The sequence below is a fragment of the Acidobacteriota bacterium genome, from assembly GCA_004299485.1.
In the GTDB taxonomy this organism is placed as follows: Bacteria; Acidobacteriota; Terriglobia; order Terriglobales; family SCQP01; genus SCQP01.
The window spans coordinates 1-23,601 of the sequence record SCQP01000020.1; the positions used below are offsets into that span (position 1 = coordinate 1).

22 protein-coding genes, 1 tRNA gene and 1 pseudogene are annotated in these 23,601 nt (G+C 65.3%); 15 read left to right on the forward strand and 9 right to left on the reverse strand.

Annotated elements, in window-relative coordinates; all coding sequences use genetic code 11:
* From EPN33_14400 to EPN33_14415, 4 genes are all read left to right on the forward strand, one after another.
* Window positions 1-367 (forward strand): CvpA family protein (locus tag EPN33_14400; protein TAN20558.1); only part of this gene is annotated, 367 nt, incomplete at its 5' end.
* 120 nt (window positions 368-487) lie between these two features.
* Entirely contained in the window at window positions 488-730 is a 243-nt protein-coding gene (locus EPN33_14405) for a DNA-binding protein (protein TAN20559.1), read from the forward strand.
* A 6-nt stretch (window positions 731-736) separates the two neighbouring features.
* On the forward strand, window positions 737-1,129 hold the full coding sequence (locus EPN33_14410; protein ID TAN20560.1) for a PIN domain-containing protein: 393 nt from the start codon (window positions 737-739) through the stop codon (window positions 1,127-1,129).
* Between the two features lie 70 nt (window positions 1,130-1,199).
* A tRNA-His gene (locus EPN33_14415) sits at window positions 1,200-1,276 on the forward strand.
* Between the two features lie 151 nt (window positions 1,277-1,427).
* Here the strand turns inward: EPN33_14415 and EPN33_14420 are convergent.
* The gene (locus EPN33_14420; protein ID TAN20561.1) at window positions 1,428-2,219 is read right to left on the reverse strand and encodes a methyltransferase domain-containing protein; all 792 of its coding nucleotides are present in this window, start codon (window positions 2,217-2,219) and stop codon (window positions 1,428-1,430) included.
* 130 nt (window positions 2,220-2,349) lie between these two features.
* Here EPN33_14420 and EPN33_14425 point away from each other — a divergent pair, with 130 nt between their 5' ends.
* On the forward strand, window positions 2,350-3,036 hold the full coding sequence (locus EPN33_14425; protein ID TAN20562.1) for a hypothetical protein: 687 nt from the start codon (window positions 2,350-2,352) through the stop codon (window positions 3,034-3,036).
* A 1-nt stretch (window position 3,037) separates the two neighbouring features.
* Here the strand turns inward: EPN33_14425 and EPN33_14430 are convergent.
* Window positions 3,038-3,160, reverse strand: a pseudogene (locus EPN33_14430) (3-oxoacyl-ACP reductase).
* Here EPN33_14430 and EPN33_14435 point away from each other — a divergent pair.
* On the forward strand, window positions 3,160-3,699 hold the full coding sequence (locus EPN33_14435) for a hypothetical protein (GenBank protein ID TAN20563.1): 540 nt from the start codon (window positions 3,160-3,162) through the stop codon (window positions 3,697-3,699). The pseudogene EPN33_14430 and the gene EPN33_14435 overlap by 1 nt on opposite strands.
* Here EPN33_14435 and EPN33_14440 read toward each other — a convergent pair.
* On the reverse strand, window positions 3,598-5,574 hold the full coding sequence (locus EPN33_14440; protein TAN20564.1) for a hypothetical protein: 1,977 nt from the start codon (window positions 5,572-5,574) through the stop codon (window positions 3,598-3,600). The two genes, EPN33_14435 and EPN33_14440, sit on opposite strands and share 102 nt — an antisense overlap.
* A 152-nt stretch (window positions 5,575-5,726) precedes the next feature.
* On the opposite strand from EPN33_14440, the gene EPN33_14445 reads away from it, so the two are divergent.
* The 3 genes from EPN33_14445 to EPN33_14455 all read left to right on the forward strand — a co-directional run bounded on the left by EPN33_14445 (window position 5,727) and on the right by EPN33_14455 (window position 9,768).
* Window positions 5,727-8,054, forward strand: coding sequence for a hypothetical protein (locus EPN33_14445; protein ID TAN20565.1), 2,328 nt, complete (start codon window positions 5,727-5,729; stop codon window positions 8,052-8,054).
* A gap of 224 nt (window positions 8,055-8,278) precedes the next feature.
* Window positions 8,279-9,466, forward strand: coding sequence for an exo-alpha-sialidase (locus EPN33_14450; GenBank protein TAN20566.1), 1,188 nt, complete (start codon window positions 8,279-8,281; stop codon window positions 9,464-9,466).
* Between the two features lie 2 nt (window positions 9,467-9,468).
* Window positions 9,469-9,768 carry a hypothetical protein gene (locus tag EPN33_14455; GenBank protein ID TAN20567.1) on the forward strand — a complete coding sequence of 100 codons (300 nt, stop codon included), beginning with the start codon at window positions 9,469-9,471 and terminating at the stop codon, window positions 9,766-9,768.
* Window position 9,769: 1 nt separating this feature from the next.
* Here the strand turns inward: EPN33_14455 and EPN33_14460 are convergent, their stop codons facing one another.
* Window positions 9,770-11,044, reverse strand: a complete 1,275-nt coding sequence (locus EPN33_14460) for a hypothetical protein (GenBank protein ID TAN20568.1) — start codon at window positions 11,042-11,044, stop codon at window positions 9,770-9,772.
* Between the two features lie 23 nt (window positions 11,045-11,067).
* On the opposite strand from EPN33_14460, the gene EPN33_14465 reads away from it, so the two are divergent.
* From EPN33_14465 to EPN33_14480, 4 genes are all read left to right on the forward strand, one after another.
* Entirely contained in the window at window positions 11,068-13,365 is a 2,298-nt protein-coding gene (locus tag EPN33_14465; GenBank protein TAN20569.1) for a M20/M25/M40 family metallo-hydrolase, read from the forward strand.
* Between the two features lie 66 nt (window positions 13,366-13,431).
* Window positions 13,432-14,286, forward strand: a complete 855-nt coding sequence (locus EPN33_14470; protein TAN20570.1) for a hypothetical protein — start codon at window positions 13,432-13,434, stop codon at window positions 14,284-14,286.
* Window positions 14,286-15,527, forward strand: coding sequence for an FAD-dependent oxidoreductase (locus EPN33_14475; GenBank protein TAN20571.1), 1,242 nt, complete (start codon window positions 14,286-14,288; stop codon window positions 15,525-15,527). Before EPN33_14470 ends, EPN33_14475 begins: the two co-directional genes overlap by 1 nt.
* On the forward strand, window positions 15,460-15,876 hold the full coding sequence (locus tag EPN33_14480) for a DUF3175 domain-containing protein (protein TAN20572.1): 417 nt from the start codon (window positions 15,460-15,462) through the stop codon (window positions 15,874-15,876). Before EPN33_14475 ends, EPN33_14480 begins: the two co-directional genes overlap by 68 nt.
* Here the strand turns inward: EPN33_14480 and EPN33_14485 are convergent.
* From EPN33_14485 to purS, 4 genes are read right to left on the reverse strand one after another with little or no spacing between them, the layout of a single operon-like run.
* On the reverse strand, window positions 15,847-18,261 hold the full coding sequence (locus tag EPN33_14485) for a phosphoketolase family protein (GenBank protein ID TAN20573.1): 2,415 nt from the start codon (window positions 18,259-18,261) through the stop codon (window positions 15,847-15,849). The genes EPN33_14480 and EPN33_14485 overlap by 30 nt on opposite strands.
* 9 nt (window positions 18,262-18,270) lie before the next feature.
* Complete coding sequence (locus tag EPN33_14490; GenBank protein TAN20574.1) at window positions 18,271-19,308, reverse strand: acetate kinase; 1,038 nt, start codon at window positions 19,306-19,308, stop codon at window positions 18,271-18,273.
* A gap of 8 nt (window positions 19,309-19,316) precedes the next feature.
* Complete coding sequence (gene glmS, locus EPN33_14495) at window positions 19,317-21,191, reverse strand: glutamine--fructose-6-phosphate transaminase (isomerizing) (GenBank protein ID TAN20575.1); 1,875 nt, start codon at window positions 21,189-21,191, stop codon at window positions 19,317-19,319.
* 9 nt (window positions 21,192-21,200) lie between these two features.
* Window positions 21,201-21,446 (reverse strand): phosphoribosylformylglycinamidine synthase subunit PurS, encoded by a 246-nt coding sequence (purS, locus tag EPN33_14500; GenBank protein ID TAN20576.1) that lies wholly within the window; start codon window positions 21,444-21,446, stop codon window positions 21,201-21,203.
* Window positions 21,447-21,481: 35 nt separating this feature from the next.
* Here purS and EPN33_14505 point away from each other — a divergent pair, with 35 nt between their 5' ends.
* Window positions 21,482-21,931, forward strand: a complete 450-nt coding sequence (locus EPN33_14505; GenBank protein TAN20577.1) for a 23S rRNA (pseudouridine(1915)-N(3))-methyltransferase RlmH — start codon at window positions 21,482-21,484, stop codon at window positions 21,929-21,931.
* 9 nt (window positions 21,932-21,940) lie between these two features.
* Here the strand turns inward: EPN33_14505 and EPN33_14510 are convergent, their stop codons facing one another.
* Window positions 21,941-22,540 carry a peroxiredoxin gene (locus EPN33_14510; protein TAN20578.1) on the reverse strand — a complete coding sequence of 200 codons (600 nt, stop codon included), beginning with the start codon at window positions 22,538-22,540 and terminating at the stop codon, window positions 21,941-21,943.
* 119 nt (window positions 22,541-22,659) lie between these two features.
* Here EPN33_14510 and EPN33_14515 point away from each other — a divergent pair, with 119 nt between their 5' ends.
* Window positions 22,660-23,187, forward strand: a complete 528-nt coding sequence (locus tag EPN33_14515; GenBank protein ID TAN20579.1) for an N-acetyltransferase — start codon at window positions 22,660-22,662, stop codon at window positions 23,185-23,187.
* Window positions 23,188-23,601 lie beyond the last annotated feature (414 nt).

Consider the following 23,601-nt stretch of genomic DNA (forward strand, 5'->3'; position numbering starts at 1 on the left):
CCACTGGATTGGCGTGCCCGAAGCGGCGCATTTTTGCGGCTTCATTCTGATTCTGGTGTTGGTGCTGATCGCCGCGGCCGTGATCGGCCGGCTGATTCGCACCGCGATGCACGCCGTCGGCCTGAAGCTGCCCGACCGATTGCTCGGCGCCGGTCTCGGCCTGGTCCGTGGCGTGCTGCTCTGCATGGCGGTGCTGGCGGTGATGATCGCCTACCCGTTCCAACCCGGCCTGGTGCAGCAGTCGCGCCTGGCGCCCGACCTGCTCTGGGGCAGCCGCGCCCTGGTGCATGTCGTCCCCACCGAACTCGCCACCCGCTTCCAGCAAGGCGTCACCACCCTCACCGCCCGCGTCCGCTCGCTGCCATAGCGGACCGCGGCTAGCGGCTAAGGTAAACGCGAAGGCCTATCAGCTCGACGCCGCGGAATTGCGCGAGCGACAGCAATTCGTGCCGAGGTCCTGACATGATGCTGTTGTATACTACAACGCATGGAGTTAACTATCCCTGCCGCGGCGAAGCGGTTGGGCCGTGATCCGGAGACCGTGCGGCGGTGGGTCAGGAGCGGGCGGCTGCGTGCGCGCAAACTCGGGACGCAGTACTTTATTGACCCGGCGGATCTTCCCGAAGCCTCCGGGACTGTTCCGCTTCCCGACTGGCTGCGGAAAACGGTAACAGGCGAGCCGATGCCCGATGTGGTTGCCGAATTGCGGCGGCAAAGATCGGAACATTAAAAGGTCATGCTCGTGGTCGACGCCAGTTTCGTCATTGGCGCAGTTATGGTGCCGGAAGGGCTGGGGCGATTGCGCCGGCATCAGGCAGTAGCGCCGGAACTGCTTTGGTCGGAAGTCACCTCCGCACTCCATTCGATGTTGTGGCGGCGCGCGATTTCGGCTGAACTCGCCGAGGCCGCGCGGGCCACAGTGGCGCGTGCCCCCATCGCGCGACACAGCCACGCGCAGCTCCGGCAGGAAGCCTGGGCGATCGCCGAGCGCTTGGGATGGGCGAAGACCTACGATGCGGAGTATGTCGCACTGGCCCGGCTCATTCACTGCCCGTTGCTGACCGTGGACGCTCGACTCGCGCGAGGCGCGGCGGCGGAGGTCGAGATGCTATCACCATTCGACCTGTGAGCGTGCAGAGCACAGCCCCGCCGCGATGCTATACTGGCATCGGTCGCGGCTCCGCGGCCGCTCCCGTGCGGTGAGTGTAGCTCAGCTTGGTAGAGCGCTGGATTGTGGCTCCAGTGGCCGAGGGTTCGAATCCCTCCACTCACCCCAACTCCCGTTGTTGATCAAGAGCCCGGTTGCACCGTTGCTGAAGCAGCCCTGCAGGGCAGGGCAGTAGGCCAGGTAGCCGGGGTCGTCGATTTCTTTTTCGATCACGATTTGAAAATCGAATGACCTCATTCGCGCCTTGCCCTTATTTACGTCACTTGCCTCGGGCGATGACGAAGCGGCGGAGGAAGGGAAAGAGGACCGAGCCGTTGGCGCGGGGCGGGTAGGCGGCGCGGAGGGCGGCGAGGTAGGCTTGCTCGAAGCGGGTGCGGGAGGCGTCGTCGGGCAGGGCCTGGAGATAGACGCGCAGACCGCTGCCGCGATACCAGTCGAGGATAGCCTCGGGGCCAGAGACGATCTGGACGTAATCGGTGTCCCAGAGGTCGAGCGCGGCGGCGTGGGGCGCGAGCACGTCGTGATAGACCGCAAGACTTTCGGAATGCCAGGGGCGGATGCGGTTATCACCGAACCACTCGCGCCAGAGGGCTGAGGCGGCGAGCGTGCGTGGGATAGCGCAAGCGGGAGTGTCCACACCGGCGGGGACTTGAAAAGCCAGGACGCCGCCGGGGGCAACGCGCCGGAGTAGTTTGGGAAGCAGCACGGCGTGATCATCGGCCCATTGCAGCGCCGAATTGGAAAAGACCAGGTCGTGCGTGCCGGCGGGTCCGTCGGCCCAAGCGGTGATCTCGCCGATCTCGAAGCGCAGGCCGGGGTGCGCGGCGCGCGCGGCCTGCAGCATGGTTTCCGACTCGTCGAGGCCGCTCAGCTCGGCTTCAGGAAAGGTCTCGGCGAGCACCGCAGTACTATTGCCCGGGCCGCAGCCTAGATCGACGGCATGCCGAACACTCCCAGGCGCAAGATGTCGCTGCAGCCGCGCCACCACGTCGCGGACCACGCGTGTGCGTGGCTCAGCGAAATGCAGGTATCTACCGGGATCCCACTCCACTCATCAGAATACCCGGCGAACGGGAAAAATGTGCCGTCCCTGTCAGCGGGTGATGGGGCAATCCCTTTGCTGTCAGTAGTTTGTGCTTTGGCCAGTGTCTTGCAAGTAGAAGCGCACAGAGGAGGCTGATATGCGAGCAGTCAGACTGTTATTGGTCGTTGCCTTGGGAGCGGGGATGGCGTTCGCGCAGAGCCAGGCGAAGCTGGCAGCGGGCACCAGGGTAAACGCGAAGCTGCAATCCAGCTTGAATGCACAGCAGGCGAAGGTCGGTGATCGGGTTAGCGCGGTCACGACTTCAGCGGTGAAGGAACACGGCAAGGTCGTGCTGCCGAAAGGCACACGGCTAAGCGGCCGGGTGACTTCGGTGCTGGCCGCCAAGGATGAGCACTCGCCCTCGCGTATTGGCGTGCTCTTTGATCAGGCCACCACCGCCCAGGGTGAAACGACGCCGGTGCACCTGGCGGTCATGAGCGTGACGCAGGCGGCTGCGGGCGCGGCTGCGATGCAGCCTATGCCGATGATGCCGCCGCCCATGCCAGTCATGGCGCCGCCCTCGCCGATGGCCAGCGGAGCAGCCGGTGGCGGGCTGAACCTCGGCGGCGCGGTTGGAGGACTGGGCGCGGCTGCGGGCGGTGCGCTCGGCGCGGCCGCGAATACGCGCACCATGGCTATGCCGATGCCCATGCCCCGCATTTCGGTCGGCAGCGGCGCTGAAGCCGGAGCCGGTAGCACGCTCAGCGTGCCGCAGGGCAATCTGATTCTGCACAGCGGTACGCAGGTGAAGCTGATCTCAACCGCCGGCGGCGGCGGCCAATAAATTACAACGCGGCGCCGCCGGAGACTTCAATGCGCTGGGCATTGACCCAGTGATTGTCACCCGAGCGCAGCGAGGCGATCTTGGGGCCGATGTCGTCGGGAACGCCGGCTCGGCCCAAGGCCGTTGGGTCTGGCAGGGGCAGCCGCCAAGCAGCCGCTAGCCGCTCAAGCTCGACAGCGAGGGGAACGTGACCACGGCCGCGCCAAAGCGGCGCCCGAGCTGGCTCTCGGCATTCTACTGTTCAACAGCGCCATCGCCGGCGATGCCGACAACGCCTGGACTTTAAACGCAGCCTCGGGAACGCAACTGCGCATCTGGGGCACAGCCGTGGCGATGCTGATCGGCCACTTGCGGCCGCTGGCGGTGGGTCTGGGCTACGTCGGCTCCGCCCGCACAATTTATTCGCGATTTGTGGCGTGCGGCCAGAATATCGCCTTTCCCAAAGGCGCCGGACTCATCATCCGGCTGGCGCCAGCGCGGCACAACGGATCGGTACTGCCACTGCCGCAGGGCAACAGCCTGGGGCTGTACAGCAAGGAAATCCGCATGCGCATCCATTGGCTACGGTTCGGGCGCGGCGGCAAGACAGGCAGGCATGCGCGCCAGTTGACGCAGTTCCGCCGGCGTCAGCGCACGCCGGAAAAGCATGAGTTCATCGAGTGAGCCTCGCAAAAATTGATGCCGGGCGGAATCGGCGCCGGCATAGACGGGCAAGCGGGAGGCGGCTTGAAGCGGCGCGGCGGGCGCGGCGGCGACGGCATGTGCGTTGACAAAGAGCGCAAGCGCACCGCTGTCATTACCCGTCACGGCGATGTGGTGCCACACACCGGAGGCCAGCGTCACGCGGCTGCGCAGGCAGCCGGGTTGATTGACACCCTGGGGGCAGAACTCAAAAAGCCCCGCAGCATCGCGGCCCATATACCAGCCGCGCGCTTTGGTGAGGACAGGCGCCGCGCCGGCTGAGGTGAATTTCACCCACGCCGCGAGCGTGAAACGGTGGAGGCGGAAATCCAGGGCGCCGTCGGCGCCGAGGGTGAGGTAAGCGCCGGGCTGGGTGAGGTCGAAGGCCTGGCCGACGGGGCCCGGCTCGTAGGTAACCGCAGCAGAGGGACGGGCGTTGACCATGCCCCAGGCGTCGTCGGCGCTACCGTCGCCCGGCCACCAATCCGTCAGGTCCTGCGTCGGCGGGGTGCAGGCGGCCGGGTTGGGGGTGAAGTCGGCGATCGTGGTCCGGCCCTGGTGGACCATAGCGAGGTACAAATGCGCGCCGTCGCGGGTGACGGCTGCGGCGCTAACATTCGAGAAACTGGACGGCAGAACTTCCAGGCGCGCGTAGCGGGTGCTGGAGAGCAGATAGTTGCCATCGAGCAATCGTTCGCCGAAGGGCAGGAACGCGAGGGCGCCAAACTGCGGCTGCGGAGCGCGCGTGGTAATGGCGACGGTATGCTGCAGGCGCAAGCCGGGACCGGTAAAGACTTGGAGCAGCGAGGCCGGCACAAATGGGCAGCCCCGATGATCGAACTGCGGGGCGGCGCAAGCACCGCTATTCGACCAGATTTCATTGCCGTCGGGAGACACCGCGAGCGGACTGCCGACGCGCGGTGGTCCCGCGAAATGGCTCAGCAGGACGCCGGTCGCGGCATCCAGAGCACCAATGGCATCGTGGCCATCCGAACCACCCGGGCCGCCGCACTGGAAGCCGACAAAGAGCCGCCGGCCGTCGGGTGAGGCAGCGAGCGATTGCGGGCAGGCACTGACATTCCAGTGCGTGCGCGCCAGCGTGCGCGTGTCCAGGCGATCGATGCCGGCGTAGGGAAAGGCAACATAGAGGAAACGGCCGTCGGGTGAAAGCGCCAGGCCTGCGGTAGAGCCCTCGAGTGCGAGCGTGCGCAGGCGTGCGCTGTGGAGATCGATCTCGGTCAGCCGAGAGTTTCCGGAGATGAGATAGGCCCAGCGGCCATCGGGGGAAACGACGAGGCTGGAAATTGGCGGCGCGAGACGCCACTGACGGAAAATGGCGCCCGAATGCGGGTCCAGAAGCGCGACTTCGCCCTTCCAACTTGCCGCCACCAGTCTGCGGCCGTCCGGGCTCACCGCCAGCAGATTGGCCGCAGGCGCGGCCAGCAGGCGCACGTGGCCGTGGATGCCAGTGGCCGCGGCGAAGTAGCGCTGCGCGAGCGGCACCGGCCGTGCGCTGACCCCGTTGGCGCGAGCGAAGCGCCAGCCGAGCAGGCCGGCGGCGACGACGGCGACACTGCAGCCGGCATAGACGAAGGCCTGTAGCCGCGGCCGGGGTGAATGTGGCAGTCCGGATGGCTCCGGGGACTCATCCGCTGGGGCAGCTCGTTTCACGCAAGCGGCGCGCGCCACCAGCCAGGCATCCAGCTCGGTCTTGTATGCGAACACCGAACCGAGCTTTGCGTGCTGCAGGCGATGAACCGGCAGGCCCTCGCGCGTTTCCCAGCCCTGGACGGTGCGCACCTGACGGCGCAGATAGACGGCGATCTCTTTCCAGGATTCCAGGCGCTCTTCCGCCATAGTGAGCCAATTGTAACCCGCGAATTAGTGCGCAAAGTTAATCGTTGCGTGCCTTTACGCTTGCGCTTCCCCGGGGTGGAGGCGCCTACTCTCGCCAGCGGGGCCATTGGCGCCATAAGGTTCCGGGTCTCGCGCTAAGGAGAATCCCGATCATGATGATGTGCCTGACATCTGCCAATTTGCGTGGTACCGCTGGGGCAGGAGCTCTTTTGCTGGTTTTAAGCTTCACCGCCTGCGGCGGGAGTTCCAGCTCCACCATCAACAAGCCGCAGCCGCCTCCGGCGGTTGCAGTGGCGCTGACGCCGGGCGCGGCACAGACCATAGATCAGGGGCAGAGCGTGGCACTAATTGATACTGTCAGTAATGACTCATCGAATAAGGGAGTGACCTGGGCCGTGAGCGGAGGCGGGACGCTTGCGAATGAAACCGGTACCACGGCGACGTATCAGGCTCCGGCCACCGTCAGCAGTGCCGTGACCGCCAAGGTGACCGCAACCTCGGCGGCCTCCACATCGGCATCCGCCAGTGTGAGCATCACCGTGAATCCGCCACCGGTGGTAACCACCTCCTCGCTTCCCGATGGAACCGTCGGCACGACCTACAGTGCCACGCTCGCCGCCAGCGGCGGGACGGGCACGCTGGCCTGGGCGGTGAGCTCGGGCTCGCTCCCGGCGGGGCTGAGTCTGACCTCGGGAGGGGTGGTCTCGGGCACGCCCACGGAGGCTGGAAAATCGAATTTTTCGGTGACGGCGACGGATGCGGCCAAGGTGAGTTCGGCTGCGGCCGCGTTCAGTCTGACCATCAGCGGGGCCACCACGGCGCTGACGATCGCCACTACTGCTCTTGCCGGTGCGATTGCCGGCTCGGCCTACTCGGCTACGCTCGCGGCGACCGGAGGCACAGCGCCCTATAGCTGGAGCCTGGCCGCGGGCAGCACGCTGCCATCAGGGTTGACGCTGTCCCCGGGTGGTGTCATCAGCGGCACACCCCCCACGGTCGGGACCTCCAGCTTCACTGTGCAGGTGACCGACAGCGCGGCGACACCGGCCAAGGCGACGAAGGCGCTGTCGCTGACGGTGAACGCGGCCGCCGGCGCCAACTTGGACGGCGAACTCAAGGGCCAGTATGCTTTGCTGGCTTCGGATCCCGAGGCCACCGAGCAGTCCGCCATTGCCGGCAGCATTACTCTCGACGGCAGCGGTACTGTCACCGGAGGCGAATACGACGTCAACGGCATGGTGACCGACCATGCTGCCACGGCGATCACCGGCGGAACCTATACGGTTGGCAGCAATGGCCTAGGCACGCTTGCCTTCCACGACGCCAGCGGCGCCTCCTACAGTTTTGCGATCGCAGCGGGCAGCTTGAGCAACGGTGTGGCCCTTGCGGGCGCGCTGGTTGAAACCGATGGCCACGCGCTCATGACCGGCAGGCTGGGGCGGCAGAATTCCGCGGCCTTCAGCCTGACCGCCTTCAACGGCAGTTACGCCTATGAACTGAGCGGCGCGGACGCGACCTTCGTCGAGGCCGGCCGCCTCACGCTCGCCGCCAACGGCGTCATCAGCAATGGCCTGTTCGATGAAAATGACGGAGGGACGGCCACCACGAGTCAAGCCTTTACAGGCACGGCGACCGCCATTGACGCCAACGGCCGGGGCACGGTGACGACCACCGCCGGGAGCACGAGCACCACGCTGGGATTCTATGTGCTTTCAGCTAAGACAGCGGTGCTGTTTGTCTCCAATACGACCGCACTGCCGGCACTGACGGGTGAGGTGAAGGCGCAAACGGGTGGGCCATACAGCACGGCGTCGCTCAGCGGCAACGCGGTGATCGCAAACATGTCAGCCACCGCGACGGGTTCCGGACACATTGCCCTGGGCCTAGTGACGTTTGATGGCGTGAGCGCCGTGACCGGCGGCACTCTGGACACCAATGACGGTGGCACGGTCGCGCTGAATCAGCCCTTCGGCACGGGCCTCAGTTATGCGATAACCTCCGCCGCAAACGGGCGCTTCACCATCACCGGCGCCGGCATCCAGACCATGGCGGGCTATCTCACCGGCCCCGATAGCGGCTTTGGTGTAAACCTCAGTGGCACCGCCAACCTGATGGTGCTCTATGCACAATCCACAGGCCCCTTTACGCAGGCATCCTTAGCGGGAACCTTCGTGGAGAGCACGGAGGCGCCCTTGGCGGGGCCTGTAACTCCTACCAGCGGCGTTCAGCCCTACACGCTGGAGATCGGCGTGATCACGGTCGACAGCGCCGGAAATGTCACGGGTACCGTGGAGGACTTCTCGCGGGGCACGATCCCCTCACCGGTTGCCGCATCCGGGACTCTGACGGTGGCGAGCAACGGTCGTGTCACCAGTTCCAGTGGCACTTTCGTTACCTACATCATCTCTCCAACGCACGCGCGCAGCGTGTTGGTCATGCCTAACGATCCCAACCCCGTCATTTACGATATTGTTCAGTAGGGCGGCGACGGCGGGTGCAATCGCGGGCGAGGCAGAGCATTCAATGAGGTCCACCGCGGAGCTGAACTCGACCGTCCGGGCGGGTTCGGCTCCTGTGCCGCGGCAAGAGTCGGTGGCAGGAGGGCAATCAGCAGCCAGCGTGGTTTCACGATCCACCTGCTGCAGATTTAGGACCGAGTAGGCGGGGCGGGTTCCCAAAGTCTCGCTCGGGATATAATTCCGGAATGAGCTCGCTGCGGTTGCTGATTGGGACGCGTAAAGGCGCGTTCATTTTAACGGCGGATGCGAAGCGGAAGAACTGGCGAGTGGACGGGCCGCACTTTCCGGGCTGGCCGGTGTATCACCTCAAAGGCTCCGCCGATGATCCCAACCGGATCTATGCCTCCCAGGTAAGTGACTGGTTTGGCCAGATCATCCAGCGCTCCGACGATGGCGGCAAGAGTTGGTTGCAGCCGGGCACGCCGCCGGGTGAGCAGGCCAAGGCGCCGAACGGCATGCCGAAGGGCGAGAGCAACAAATTCGTCTACGACACCTCGGAGGCGACGGGCAAGCCGCTGACCACGCACCAGTGGTACGACGGCACGCAGCATCCCTGGGAGTTCAAACGGGTGTGGCATCTGGAGCCGGCGCCGGGCAACCCGGACCAGGTCTATGCCGGCATCGAAGATGCGGCGCTGTTTCAGTCACGCGACGGCGGCAGGACGTGGCAGGAGTTGGCGGGCCTGCGCGGCCACGGCACCGGGCCGCGCTGGATGCCGGGCGCGGGGGGCATGTGCCTGCACACCATCATTGCTGATCCTGCCGATCCGCGGCGCATTTATGTTGCCATTTCCGCCGCAGGCGCCTTCCGCTCGCTGGATGGCGGTGCGAGCTGGACGCCGATCAACCGCGGGTTACGCTCCAACTTCTTACCGGATCCCACCGCGGAGATCGGGCATTGCGTCCATCACGTGACCATGCATCCGGCACGGCCGCAGACGCTCTACATGCAGAAACACTGGGACGTGATGCGCACCGACGACGGCGGCGACAACTGGCGTGAGGTGAGCGGCAATCTGCCCACTGATTTTGGCTTCGTCATCGACGTGCATGCGCACGAACCGGAAACGATCTACGTCGTACCCATCAAGAGCGACAGCGAGCACTTTCCGCTTGAGGGCAAACTGCGCGTGTATCGCAGCCGCACGGGCGGCAACGAGTGGCAGGAGCTAAGCCGCGGATTGCCCGAGCGCGATTGCTATGTCAATGTGCTGCGCGACGCCATGTCGGTCGACAAGCTGGATCCTTGCGGCGTGTACTTCGGCACGACCGGCGGGCAGGTGTACGGCTCGGCGGATGGCGGCGAGAGCTGGCAGGCGATTGTGCACGACCTGCCCGCAGTGTTGTCGGTCGAAGCACAGGTGATTCCGTAGCGATGGTGACCGTGGTGTTACCGCACCCGCTGCGGGTACTGGCGGGCCTTAGCGGCGATGCGCAGTTGGAGGTGGCGGCGCCGGTGACTACCCAACGGGTGCTGGACGCGCTGGAAGCCCGCTATCCCATGCTCTGCGGCACGGTGCGCGACCACGACACCGGCACGCGCCGGGCGTATGTGCGTTATTACGCTTGCGGCGAGGATTTGTCGCACGATGCGATCGACGCGCTTCTGCCGGAGGCGGTGGCCAACGGAAGCGAACCGTTCCTGATCATCGGCGCTATCGCCGGCGGGCGCTGAGTCACTCGCCCAACCGGAAGCGCAGGAAAGCGGCCACGCCCTGCGGATGGGCGCCGTAGATCGGGCGTAATGAATCAGGCGTGCGATACAGCGTCCATTGGGCCCCCAGCATGGTCGTAAGCCAGGCGGGTGAGGGTAGGTTGTGGCCGTAGCCGAAGCTGAAGGCCTGCACGCGGGCGAGAAAGCGCTCGGCAAAGCCCGGAGGCTGGGGCACGCCGCCCAGCAGCAGATCATCGCTGCGGTCCACGTTTTCGACCCGTGTCCAAAAGTGGTTGGGGGCGCGGTCGAGAGTTGATTCCAGTAGATACCCATTCAGAACGTTGCTGCCGCCCACGCCACGCGTGCGGCCCCAAAGGATCGTGTTCGCCCAGTTGCCCGAAGAGAGTTTGCGGTTGTACATCACGCTCGCGGTCATGCGGATTTGATCTTCCTGCGGCTGCAGCGCTTCGGGGCTGTGAATGTGCGCCCATGAAAACTGTCCGCTCCAGTCGGGCGCCGGACTCGCGGTCAAGCGCCAGGAATAGGAATCAAGCGCGCCGGACTGGATGGCCCAGCGGTTTTCATTGGGTTCGCGGCCGTGAAAGGCCGAGCCTTCGAGGCGAACGAAGCGGTAGGCCAGACCAGCGGTAAGGACGTCGGCGGCAATATGCGTGGAGTCTTCGAGGTGATGGCCGAGCGGAGCGATCGGATCATCAGCGGCCGAAGCGCGATGCGGAAAGGCCGTGGGACCAATGGCGGGATCGCCCATGGGTGCGGCATAGAAACTCAGCAGCGTGTGATCGCCGAGCTTGCGGTCGTAGAGCGCGGCGATCTCCATGAAGAAGTTGTGCGGGTGCTGGGCATCGACGATCGGGTTTCCGAAAGCGGTTTCGCCGGTCTGCAAGAGCAGGGGATACCGCCGCCCGGTAATGGTCGCGGGCTCGAGGCTGAACATGGCGCGCAGGGTGAGTTGGCCCTGGCCCAATCGCCGGGAGGCCATGCCCATGATCCAGTTCGTCGAGAAAAACTTGTCATAGCCACGCGGTCCGCTCTGCTGCTGATCGGTAGCGAATGCCAGGCCGTGGAGCATAAACATCCAGCCGCCAGAGGAGGTCATGAGCATGGCCAGCGGCGTCGAAGCGGGCTCGGCGCTGGTGCCGGAGCCGCCATGTTGCAGGAGATAGCTGAGGAAGCGATCGGTCGAGGAGTGATCATGCGTTTCCATCGACATCTGCGCGTGCAAGGGCTGTGCCGCCAAGAGCAGCGCCGCGAAGAGCGCAATCGAGCCAAGCCGCATTTGACCAGTGTACAATCCGGCCTATGCGACTGTCCCCCACCGCGGACCGCTGGGCAGCCGCCGGCTGCCTGATTGCGCTGGTGCTGGTCGCGGCCTTGCAGATTTTGCTGCAAGCACCGCCGCGCCCCGAGACGGCCGATGCGCCGGCACGCGAGTTTTCCGCCGCACGGACACTGGCGCTGCTGCAGAGTTGGGATCGCGCCCCGCATTCTCTGGGTACGGCGGCGCATGATGCAGTGCGTGACGGCATCCTGGCGCAACTGCGCGACCTCGGGCTGCAAGGGACGGTGCACGCGGGCACGTCATATTTGCCGCTGCAAGGTCCCCATTTCGATGCCGGTTATGTGGAAAACATCACCGCAGTGCTGCCTGGCACCGAGCCTGCGGGCAAAGCGGTGATGCTGGTGGCGCATTATGATTCCGTGCCGCGCGGCCCGGGCGCGGGCGATGATGGCGCCAATGTGGCCGCGATGCTGGAGACTCTGCGGGCGTTGCGTGCCGGCTCACCGCTGCGGCACGACGTGATCGCGCTTTTCAGTGATGGCGAGGAAGCCGGCATGCTGGGCGCGGCGCGCTTTGTGGCCCACGACCCGTTGCGGCCGCGCGTGGGCGTGGTGGTGAACTTCGAGGGACGCGGCAACGCCGGTCCGAGCTACATGTTCGAGACCAGCCGGGGCAATAGCTGGCTGGTGCATGAATTTGCCGCCGCCCATACCGGCGCCAACGCCAGCTCGCTCATGTACGCTATTTACCAGCGCCTACCCAACGACACCGATCTTTCGGTCTTTAAGCACGCCGGACTGGCTGGCTTGAACTTCGCCTACACCGGCGGGTTCGACTATTACCATTCGCCGCTCGACTCGCCCGCCAATCTCAGTTTGCGCACGCTGCAGAACCAGGGGCATGCCATGCTGGCGATGGCGCGTACGCTGGGCAACGCTGACCTGAACCATCCGCGCGGGCACGACCGCGCCTATTTTGCTCCCGTCGGTCACGCGCTGGTGACCTACTCATTCAACCAGATGAACGCCTTTGCGCTGCTGGCGATCTTGCTGTTCATCGCCGCCTGCATTGTGGGCATTACGCGCAAGGCCGTAAGCGGCGGCAGTTTGTTGGCGGGCGCCGGTATTGGTCTGCTGGTGCTGCTCGCCTGTGCCGTGTCCGGGGCTGGCGTCTGGACGCTGCTGCAGTGGCTGCATCCGGGCTGGCGCTGGATTCCGCAAGGCCAGCCCTATCGCCCCGTGCTGCTTGGGTTGGCGATTCTGGCGTGGGCGCTGCTGGTGGCATCAGTGATCTACAACGTCTTCGGCCGGCGGGTGCGCGCCGCTGGCCTAGGCTTGGGTGCGTTGCTATGGTTGCTGGTGAGCGCGGTCGCATTGGCGGAGGCGCTGCCGGGCGGCGCGTTCGGATTCTTGTGGCCATTGCTGGCGCTGCTCGCCGCCTGGATTGTAATCTTCTTCGCGCCCGGAGCCGGTGAGCGCGCGGCTTTCCGTCAAGGCGGCCTGTTGGGGCTGGGAGCGCTGCCGCTGGCGCTTTTGCTGGCGCCGCTGACCTGGATGTTCCTGATGCTGCTGCCTTGGGCGCAGGCGGGTGCTGGACTGGCGGTGTTCGCGCTCGTTCTGATTGCGCTGTCACCCTATCTGGTCCGGCTGGGTTGGAAGCTGACCGCAGCGGCGCTGGCGCTGTGCATGGGGCTGGGCGTCGCCGGTTTGGCACGCAATGGGCTTGCCGCGCAGCGGGCGCAGCCGGATAGCATCGTCTATCGCGAGCACTGGAAGGGAACGCAAGCGACGGCGCGATGGGTGAGCTACGATCCTGCGCCGGATACCTTCACGGCGCAATTCCTCGGCGCTCGTCCGGCGCGCGACGGTCGCATGCTGACAGCCTCCGCGCCCGCACTGCCATTGCCGCCGCCCACGGCCCAGATCGAGAGTGATACGGCCGCGCACGGTTTCCGCACGCTCTGGTTGCACTTCGCCTCGCTGCGTGGGGCCGAGACGCTTTCGGTGGAGTTGCAACCGGGCATGATCCCGCTGGGGGCGGTGCTCAACGGCGAGGCCGTCCGGCTGGATCCGCCCAGCAAGCGCTATCCGGCCGATGGCATCGTCTGGGGATTTGCCTATCACGGCTTGACTCCTGCGGGCATCGACCTGGTGCTGACGCTGCGCGCCGGTCAACGCTTCCGGCTGACGCTTACGGACGCCCTCTTTGGTCTGCCGCCGGTGCCGGGCATGGATCCGAAGCCGAGGGCGGCATGGCAGACTTCGGCGCCGTTTGAGCGCACAGATGAATCAATCGTCAGCGCTGACTATCGATTCTAAGGTGGATACACATCCACCCAAATAGGTCAGTCATGTGACCTGCACGCGCCAATGCTAGCATGAGGAATGCGGCATCCAGTCCTGCTGACCGCTTTCGCGGTGGCCCTGGCTTCAGGGTCACTGGCGGCGCAGGCGCCGGAGCAGCTTTCGGCCTATCAAGTTATCCAGCGCGCCGCGGCGCGCGCCCTGCAAGATGATGCGGCGCTCGAAAACTATGCTTACCACGAACGCGACATTATCTCATCGCCGGGCAAGGATGGCCAACCACCGAACGTGCGATCTGATGAAACCGAGGCCGTTTCCGAGGTGGACGGCGTTGAATATGACGAAGTGATTGCCCGCAAGGGTAAGCCGCTCTCACCGGAGGACGCGGCAAAGCAGGCGCGCAAAGCAGCCGCATTTATCCGCAAGCACAGCGGACCGCAGGCGCACGCGAAGGCGCTCGCGGAACAGGCGGAAGAGCACAAAGAGAGACAGGAGCTGCTCGAGGCGATCCCGGATGCGTTTGACGTGGCGTTTGCGCAGGAGCAGGCGCCGGCCGGGTGCTACTGCTATGCCGTGACGCTGACGCCCCGAGCCGGCTACCATCCGCGTGACAAGCATCTGAAGCTGCTGCAACGTGTGGCGGCAACCGTGTGGGTCAGCAAGGGCAGCTTTGCCACATCGCAGGTGTTTATCCGTATTCTCCAGACGGTGAGCGTGGGATGGGTGCTGGCGCGGATTGAACCGAACAGCTTTCTCACCATCACCAACCAGTACGTGGATGGACACTGGTTCGAAAAGAGCCTTAGCGGGCACATCGTGGCGCGGTTTCTCCTCGTCAAGCAATTCAATCTGCTGATGGATGAGACCTGCAGCGACTATCGCCAGTTCCGGGTCACGACGAAAGTGTTAACCAGCAAGGCAACGGTGCCCCACTAATGTTTGGCGTGATCGTGGTGGGCGCGGGGGCGGCAGGACTGGCGGCGTTCCAGAAGCTGAGGGAAGCCGGCTGCGATGCACTGCTGCTCGAGGCGCGCGAGCGCGTGGGCGGCCGTATCTGGACGATCAAGCCCCATGGCTGGCCGGCGCCTGTCGAGCTGGGCGCGGAATTTATCCACGGCGGCGTTACTGAACCGGAAGCCGCAGCGACAGCGGAAGGACAGGACTGGTCGGTAGTCGACGGCGAGCTGGTTCCTGTAGGCCAATTGGCCGAGGGCGCCGATGAAGTGTCCAAGCGCCTGGAGGCAGCTCGCGGGCCGGATCAGTCGTTCGCCGAATTTCTGAACGATCACTGCCGGGACCTGCCGGAAGAGGCACGCACGCGGGCACTGGCTTTCATTGAAGGCTACGAGGCAGCGGATCCCGCCCGCATCAGCGTTACGTCGCTGCAGCGGGAGTTCGCGGCGGATGGGGAGTGGGGTCAGCCGCGGCGGCCGCGCGGTGGCTACTCACAGTGGCTCGGGCGGCTGCACGCTGCGGGCGAGATCCAATTGGCCAGCCCTGTGCGCCGGATCGCCTGGGGGCCGGGATCGGTGGTCGTAGCCACACCGGCACAGGAAATCGCCGCCCGGGCAGCGATCATTACGCTGCCGCTCAGCATTTTGCAGCGCAACGAGGTGACGTTTGTGCCGCCGCTGACGAGCAAGCGCGCCGCGCTCGAGGCCCTGGCGATGGGCGGCGCGGTGCGCGCGGTGCTGCGGTTGGAGAGCCGCATCTGGAGGGACATCCGGGGAGCGACCGGCGGCTCGCTGGCGGACTTGCGCTTCCTGTTTGGCGGCCCCGGAGCCTTTCCGACCTGGTGGAAGGATCCGCACGCGGAGCAGATTACTGGTTGGGCCGGAGGACCGCACGCGGCCGCCCTTGCCGGAATGACGCAAACGGAGATCGGCGCGCGGGCGCTGGACAGCCTGGCGGGACTATTGCGCGTGTCGCGGCGTTTCCTCGATCGCAATCTGATTGAAGTCCACACGCACGACTGGCAAGCCGATCCCTGGTCGCGCGGCGCCTACAGCTACGCTTGCGTCGGCGGCGCCGATGCCCACGCCGCCCTCGCCCAGCCGCTCTCGCAATCCCTGTTTTTTGCCGGTGAGGCGACGGACAATAGCGGTCACCATGCCACCGTGGGCGGCGCGGTCGCCAGCGGACAGCGGGCAGCAGCCGAAGTGCTTGGCGCCATCTAACGATCCATCGCGGGCATCCAGCGCGGCGAGGCCGCGCGGCCCACAGGGTGGGATTACCGTGGCGAAGCCGCAAAAACGGAAGTATTGGTCGCAGGAAGTTACGCGCAACAGCAATGCGCTGGACCTGGAGCCGGGCGTGTTCAAACTCAATACGCCGCGGGCAATTGCGGCCTCTCTGCAACGTTCGGCGCTGGCCAGCTCCCGGCGCAAGGGCACGCCCCTGCAGTCCGCTATGTCCATGCTGAACTTTTACATCAATCGCGCCGGCCGCAATCTGCCTGTGTCGCGGCAGCGCATTCTGCAGGCCGCGAAGCCGGAGTTACGCCGCCAGTTCGGGCGCGCCGCTTAGGGGCACCGGCTCGGTCCATGTCCAGTTCCGAATTTCGGGTGCGTCCTCAAAATGGATTCCGGCATAAGCCACCGCGTCCCGGATGGCCTGTTCGCACTGACGGACCAGCGCGTCCCGCCGCGCGCCTTCCGGATATGCGCGCCGTAGAGCCTCGGCAGCGAGGTCGAAGCGGCTCATGTGGTTCAACGCCACCATGTCAAAGGGCGTGGTGGTGGTGCCCTGTTCGACGAAGCCGCGCACGTGAAAACGGTCGGCGTGCGGACGTCCGTGCAACACCGAATGGACGGCACGCTGATAGCCATGGAAGGCAAAGATGACGTGCTTCGAGGCGGTGAAAAGCTCAGCAAAGCGCTCCTCGCTCAGACCGTGGGGATGCACGTCCGGGGTGAACAGGCACATCAGATCGCATATGTTGACCACACGCAGCCGCAGCTCCGGGGCATAGTGGCGCAGCCACCAGGCGGCGGCGACGGTCTCCAGTGTCGGCACATCGCCGCAGGCGGCGAGGACGACATCGACTTGTTCGGCCTCGGGCGTGCTTGCCCAGTCCCAGGCGCTGGCGCCGGCGGCGGCGTGTGCCTCGGCTGCGGCGGCATCAAGCCATTGCAGTTGCGGCTGTTTGTCGATCACCAGGAGATTCACGGTGTTGCGTTCCGTGAAGCAGCGTTGCGCCAGGGCCAGCAGCGAATTGGCGTCAGGTGGAAAGTAAATGCGGGCAACCGTGCCGCGCTTGCTGAGCAGCACGTCAATCAGACCGGGACCCTGATGGCTGAAACCGTTGTGATCCTGCCGCCAGCAGGTCGAGGTGAGCAACAGGTTGAGCGGAGCCACCGGCGCGCGCCAAGGCAGCGCCAGGGAGGCTTCGAGCCACTTCGTGTGCTGCACCAGCATGGAGGCGGCAATCATGGCGAAGGCCTCGTACGTGGCAAACAGGCCGTGACGCCCGGTCAGCAAATAGCCTTCAAGCCAGCCTTCGCAGAGATGTTCGCTGAGGACTTCGAACACGCGTCCTTCCGCGTCGAGGTGGTCGTCGAATGGCAATCGTGTCAGCGCCCAGCGGCGGCCGGTGGCCGTCAGCACGTCATCGAGACGGTTGGAGGCCAGCTCATCCGGGCAGGTCAGTAGAAAATTTGTGGTATTGGCGCGTACCAGCTCGCGCAGCCAGCGGCCCAGTTGGCGCGTGGATTCGTGGTGCTCACGCGCCGGCTGTGGCACCGGCAGCGCCTGCGCATGCCAATCGGGAAGCTGCAGCGCGTGCAGGAGCTTGCCCCCGTTCGCGTGAGGATTAGCACCCATGCGGCGGTCGCCTTGTGGCGCCCAGGCAGTGATAGCGGGCTGTGGTGCGCCCTTGCCATCGAAGAGTTCCTCCGGCTTGTAGGAGCGCATCCAGGTCTCCAGCGCGGCCAGTTGTGCCGGGTTGCTACGTACGTCTTTGAGCGGCACCTGATGGGCGCGGAAGGTGCCCTCAATCGGCACACCGTTCCATTCTTTCGGCCCCGTCCAACCTTTGGGCGTGCGCAGCAGGATCATCGGCCAGCGCCGCTGCGCTCCGTGCAGCTCGCCCCGGCGGAGCGCCGCGAGCCGGTCGGCGGCATAATCCAAAGCTGCAGCCAGGCGTTGATGCACCGGCTCCGGTTCATCACCGGCGACCAGCAGAGGTTCGTAGCCGTAGCCCGCAAACAGCGCGAACAGCCGCGCATCGGGTGTGCGGCCGGAAATGGTGGGGCTGGCAATCTTGTACCCGTTCAGGTGCAGGATCGGCAAAACTGCGCCGTCGCGCGCCGGGTCGAGAAAGTCCACGCTCTTCCAGGAGCCGGCCAGCGGCCCGGTTTCCGATTCGCCGTCGCCCACAACCGCGACGGCCAGCAAGTCCGGATTGTCGAGCACGGCGCCAAAGGCGTGCGCAAGCACGTAACCTAACTCGCCGCCTTCGTGAATGGAACCGGGCGTGGGCACGCTGACGTGGCTGGGCACGCCTCCGGGAGTGGAAAACTGCCGGAAGAGGCGCAGCATACCGGCTGTATCCCGTGCGATTGCAGGGTAGATCTCGCTGTACGTGCCTTCAAGGTAGACGTTAGCGAGCAGCGCCGGGCCGCCATGGCCGGGGCCGGCAAGGTAGATGGCATCCAGCTCGCGCTTACGGATCAGACGATTCAAGTGGGCATAGATCAGGTTCAATCCCGGCGAGGTGCCCCAGTGACCCAAGAGGCGAGGCTTGATATGCTCCGGCCACAGCGGTTCGCGCAACAGGGGATTGTCCTGGAGGTAGATCTGCCCGACCGTGAGGTAATTGGCGGCACGCCAGTAGTGGTCAAGCGCGGCCAGTGCTTCCGGGGAGAGTGGACCAGTAACCGCGCTGGAAAGCTGTGGATCAAAACGGAACATAAAGCCTCCTTACGGGTCAGCCAGCACCGCGGCGGCCTGGCGGGCCATGACGAGTTCTTCGTTGGCGGGAATAACGCGGACAGAGAGGGAGCGATGGGGCGCGAGCCAATCCATGCCGGCACAGATGCGCTCGCGGATGACAGCGGAATTTTCTCCCATGCCGCCGGTGAAGACCACCAGGTCTACACCCCCGAGCACCGCAGCCAGCGCGCCCAGGTGCTTGCGCGCCTGATGCACAAACACCGCGGCGGCGAGCTGCGCCTCCGGGCGCGCATCGGCGAGTAGCGCCTTCATGTCGCCGCTGATGCCGGAAAGACCCTTCAGGCCAGCTTCCTGATTCAACAGGAGGTTGAGCGCATCCGGCGTGTAGCCGGCGGCGCGCAGCAGGTAGAGCAGCACGCCGGGATCGAGATCACCGCTGCGCGTGGACATGACCAGGCCGCCCAGCGGCGTGAAGCCCATCGTCGTTTCTACGCTCCGGCCGTCGCGCACGGCAGTAAGACTGCAGCCGTTGCCGAGATGGGCGATGACGAGGCGCCCGGGAAGCGGGCCTTCGGCACGCAACGCCGCCAACGCCGACTCGCACGAAAGCCCGTGGTAGCCATAGCGGGCTAAGCCGCGCTGGCGCAGCTCGCGCGGCAGCGCGATCTGGCGGGCCACTTCGGGCAACGTGCGGTGAAAGCTGGAATCGGAACACGCCAACTGCGGTAGAGCCGGGAAGGCGGCTTGCGCCGCGCGGATGGCGGCCAGCGCCTGCGGCAGATGGTCGGGCGCCAGCGGCGCCCGCGTTTCCAGCTCCTGCAGGAGCGCGGCGTCCAGCCGCCGGGCGCCGGGCCAGGCAGTATCTGCGGCGACGATGCGGTGCGCGACGGCGTCGGGCGCGGCAGGAAGCGAGTGCAGCGAAGAGGTGACGGCGGCGTCAAATTGCGCTTCGCCGCGCAGGGTCTCGGCCTTGGCACGGAGCAGCTCCTGCGTGCCGTCCCACAGTACCAGCTTGACGCTGGAGGAGCCGGTGTTGACGCACAAGATGCGCACACAACCTCTGATGCCGCGCGCTATTCCACCGTCACCGATTTTGCCAGGTTTCTGGGCTGATCCACGTCACAGCCGCGGCGCACCGCAATGTGGTAGGCGAGCAACTGCAGGGGTACGGCTTCGAGCATGGGCAGCAGCAGTTCCGGTGCGCTGGGAATTTCAATGACGTGATCGGCGTCCTCGCGCACGTTCGTGTCGCCCGCATTGGCCACCACGATCACTTCGCCCTCGCGCGCCTTGACTTCCTTCAAGTTGTTGAGCGTCTTCTCGTAGCGCGTCACGGAGGCGGCGTCATCGGGGTCGTGAGCGGCGAGAATCAGCACCGGCAGATTCTCGTCGATCAGCGCGTTGGGACCGTGCTTCATTTCCCCAGCCGGGTAGCCCTCGGCGTGAATATAGGAAATTTCCTTGAGCTTCAGAGCGCCTTCGAGCGCGATGGGGTAGTGAATGCCGCGACCGAGATAGAGGAAATCGCGGGCACGATAGAAGCGCCGCGCCAGCAGTTCATACTCCTCATCGCGGTTGAGCAGGGACTCCAGTTTCGCGGGAATTTTGTCGAGTTCGGCCATGAGGCTGCGGGCCGCATCGGCGCTGAGCGTGCCGCGCGTGCGGCCCAGGTAAAGGCCGAGAATCACCAGCGCCGCCAGTTGTGTGGTGAAGGATTTGGTCGAGGCCACGCCGATTTCCGGCCCGGCGTGGGTGACCAGCGCGCCTTGCGCCTCGCGCATCAGCATGCTGCCCACCACGTTGACAATGGCGAGCGTTTTCGAGCCGCGCTCGCGCGCCTCGCGCAGCGCCGCCAGCGTGTCGGCGGTCTCGCCCGACTGGGAGATCAGGAGGGTGAGTTGATCCGGCTGCACCAGCGGGTCGCGGTAGCGGAACTCGCTGCCGTAGTCGACCTCGGTCGGAATGCGCGCCAGCGCCTCCAGGATGAACTTGCCGGCCAGCGCCGCATGCCAGGAGGTGCCGCAGGCGACGATGCGGGCAGAGTGGAGGCTGCGGAAGTCCTCTGCAGTCAACTCCATCTCGTCCAGAAACACTTCGCCCCGCTCGCGCGAAATGCGGCCCAGCAGCGTGTCGCGCACTGCCCGCGGCTGCTCGTAGATCTCCTTGAGCATGAAATGCTTGAAGCCGCCTTTTTCCGCCATGATCGGATCCCAGGTGATGTGGGTGATCTCGCGGTTCACCGGATGCCCCTGAAAATCCATCAGCCGGACGCCATGCGGATTGAGTACGGCCACGTCGCCATCCGCGAGGAAAAAGACATCGCGGGTATGATGCAGCAGCGCCGGGATGTCGCTGGCCACGAAGAACTCGTCGTTGCCAAGGCCAATAACCGCCGGCGGACCGTTGCGCACCGCCACGATTTTTTCCGGATCAAGGGTCGAAATGATGGCCAGCGCGTAGACGCCGCTCAGGCGCGGCAGCACGGCCAGCACGGCGGCCTCCAGCGTCTGTGCGCCCTGCCGCATCTGCTCTTCCACCAGGTGGGCCACCACTTCGGTATCCGTTTCGGTGCGGAAGGTGTGGCCGGCTGCGGTTAACTCGTGCTTCAGCGCCATGTAGTTCTCGATAATGCCGTTGTGCACGACCACGATTTCGTCGTGACAGTCGCGATGGGGATGGGCGTTCTCTTCCGTCGGTCGCCCATGCGTCGCCCAGCGGGTGTGGCCGATGCCGTAATGGCCGCTGAGCGGCTGTGCGCGAATGGCTTCTTCCAGGTTGCGCAGCTTCCCCTGTGCACGGCGGATTTCCAGCGTCGCTGGCCCGGTTGTGCCATTGCGGACCACGGCGATGCCGGCGGAGTCGTAGCCGCGGTACTCCAGCCGCTTCAGGCCATCCAGAATGACCGGGACGACCGGCTTGTTGCCGATGTAGCCAACGATGCCGCACATGTCGCGCTGCTACGCCTCCCAGCGGATGGAGAAATCTTCAATAACCGGATTGGTCAGCACTTCGCGCGCGGCGCGTTCCACCTGGCGCCTGGCTTCCGCTTCATCGACGCCGTCCGGCAAGCGCACCTCGAACAGTTTCGCCTGCCGCAGTTCGGTAATCGCGCCGTAGCCCAGCCGCTGTAAGGCGTCCTGAATCGCCTTGCCCTGCGGATCGAGCACCGTTTTTTTCAGGCCAACTTGTACCCAGGCGGTCATTCCAGATCCCCTACTCAGGCTAACATGGGGCTGCCATGCCGGGTCTGAAGCTCGCCCTCGTTTGGGTGGGGAAGACGAAATCGCCGCTGACGCGCGCCGCAACCGAGGAGGCGCTGGGCCGTTTGGCGGCATTTTCCCGGTTTGCTACGCTGCGCACGGAAGAATTGGCGGGCCGCGAGCCGGAGCGGCAGCTTTTGCGCCGGACAGAAGGCACCCGGCTTTGGCTGCTCGACCCGGCCGGCCGCGCCTTCACATCGCCTCAGTTCGCCGCGTTTCTGGAGCGCGAAGCCACGGCGCACGCCGGCCAGGAGGTCGTCTTTGCGGTAGGCGGTGCCGACGGCTTCTCTGCCGCGGTCACGCACGCAGCCGCCGGCCGTGTATCGCTTTCGCCGCTGACGCTCTCGCACGAGCTGGCCCGGCTGGTGGCGCTGGAGCAGATCTATCGCGCCTGCGCCATTCTGACGCACCACCCCTACCCCCACTGACCGGTGGCGCTATTCGGCCTGTAGCTTCTGGACTTCGGCCAGTGCCTTGGCGACGTGCTGGGCGGCGCTGATGTGATCGGCCTGACTCGAGTAGACGGCGACGATGCGGCCGGCCTTATTAATGACGAAAGTGGTGCGCTCGATGAAGGGGTGGCCGATGTCCACGCCACGCACGTCCTTCATGCCGGGCCGACCCGCAAAGGTCTTTAAGCCATATTCTTTGGCGATTTTGAGGCCGGCATCCGAGGCCACGGCAAACTGCTTGGCGCAGTACTTGGGGTCAACGGAAAAGGCGTTCAAACGCTGGATGCTGTCGGCTGAAACGCCAATGACGGTGGCGCCCACGGCGGTGAATTTGGCCTTTTCGGTGGCGAAGGTGTGGGCTTCAATGTCGCAGCCCTGGGTGAAGGCAGAAGGGAAGAAATAAACCACCACCGGCCCTTTCGCCAGCGCCTGGCGCAGCGAGAAGGTGAAGTCCTTGCCCGCGAGGCTCGCCTGAGCGGTAAACTTCGGCGCCTGCTCGCCCGGCTTCAAGGCCGCAAACGCTCCCACCGTCAGCGCGGCCGTAATCATTGCCCCCATAAATGCACGCTGCCATTTTCCGTTCATACCAAATCCTCCTAGGCTAACTCCTTGATCTTAGGCTACTTCCGTCTTCGATTCCCGGCTGCGGCGCCGGATGCACAATCTTGGACCGGAAGACCGGAAGAGTTGTTGAAAATAGAAGCATGGCTTTCGATCCACAGCCCACGCTCACCGGGACCTTAGTGCAACTGCGGCCGCTGCGGCCGGACGACTTTGAGGCGCTGTACGCCGCCGCGAGCGACCCCCTCATTTGGGAGCAGCACCCCGAGTCCATCCGCTACACGCGGCCGGTGTTTCAGAAATACTTCGACGGCGCTCTCGCCTCCGGCGGCGCCTTCGTAGTGATCGATCGTGCGAACGGCCACATCATCGGCAGCACGCGTTACTACGAGTACAAGCCAGGCCCGCCCAGCCAAATTGAAATTGGCTACACGTTTTTGCAGCGCGCCTACTGGGGCGGCCGCTACAACGGCGAAATGAAACGGCTGCTGGTCGCCCACGCTCTGCAGTCGCTCGACCGCGTTGTCTTCCGCGCCGGCGAAAACAACCAGCGCTCGCGCCATGCCCTGGAAAAAATTGGCGCCCGCCTCGTCGGCCCCGTTGACCGCCCCGCGCAGGACGGCAGCGTGAATCTGCTCTACGAAATCACCCGCGGCACGGTGGCATCATAAGGCTGTGGACCGCGTGGGTTTGTGTCGCTGACCAGCTCGGCATTCGGCGCGCGCCCTATCGTCGGATCCTTTGCCTCTGTCTGCGCTGCTGCTTGACGGGCTGGTCAGCCACGGGAACTCCCGCCGACAATACTCCTCGAAGGTGGGCGGTGCCGATGGGGCGGTAGCGGATGCAGGTTCCCGGTCTTGCCTGTCGATCACGAATTTGAGGATGCGCTGTACGCACCACACGCAGATACGCACTGACAACACTGCCGCGCCCAGAATGACCGCCGCGGTGATGGCGCTACCCGTGATCTGAATAATCGCAAGCGCGACCAAGACGGCCAAGATAATCCCAAGCATGCAGCGACTCTACGACGCGGCGGGCCACCGGGCTAGCCCCCCTTCGCGGTAGCGGCTTCCCGTTTCGGG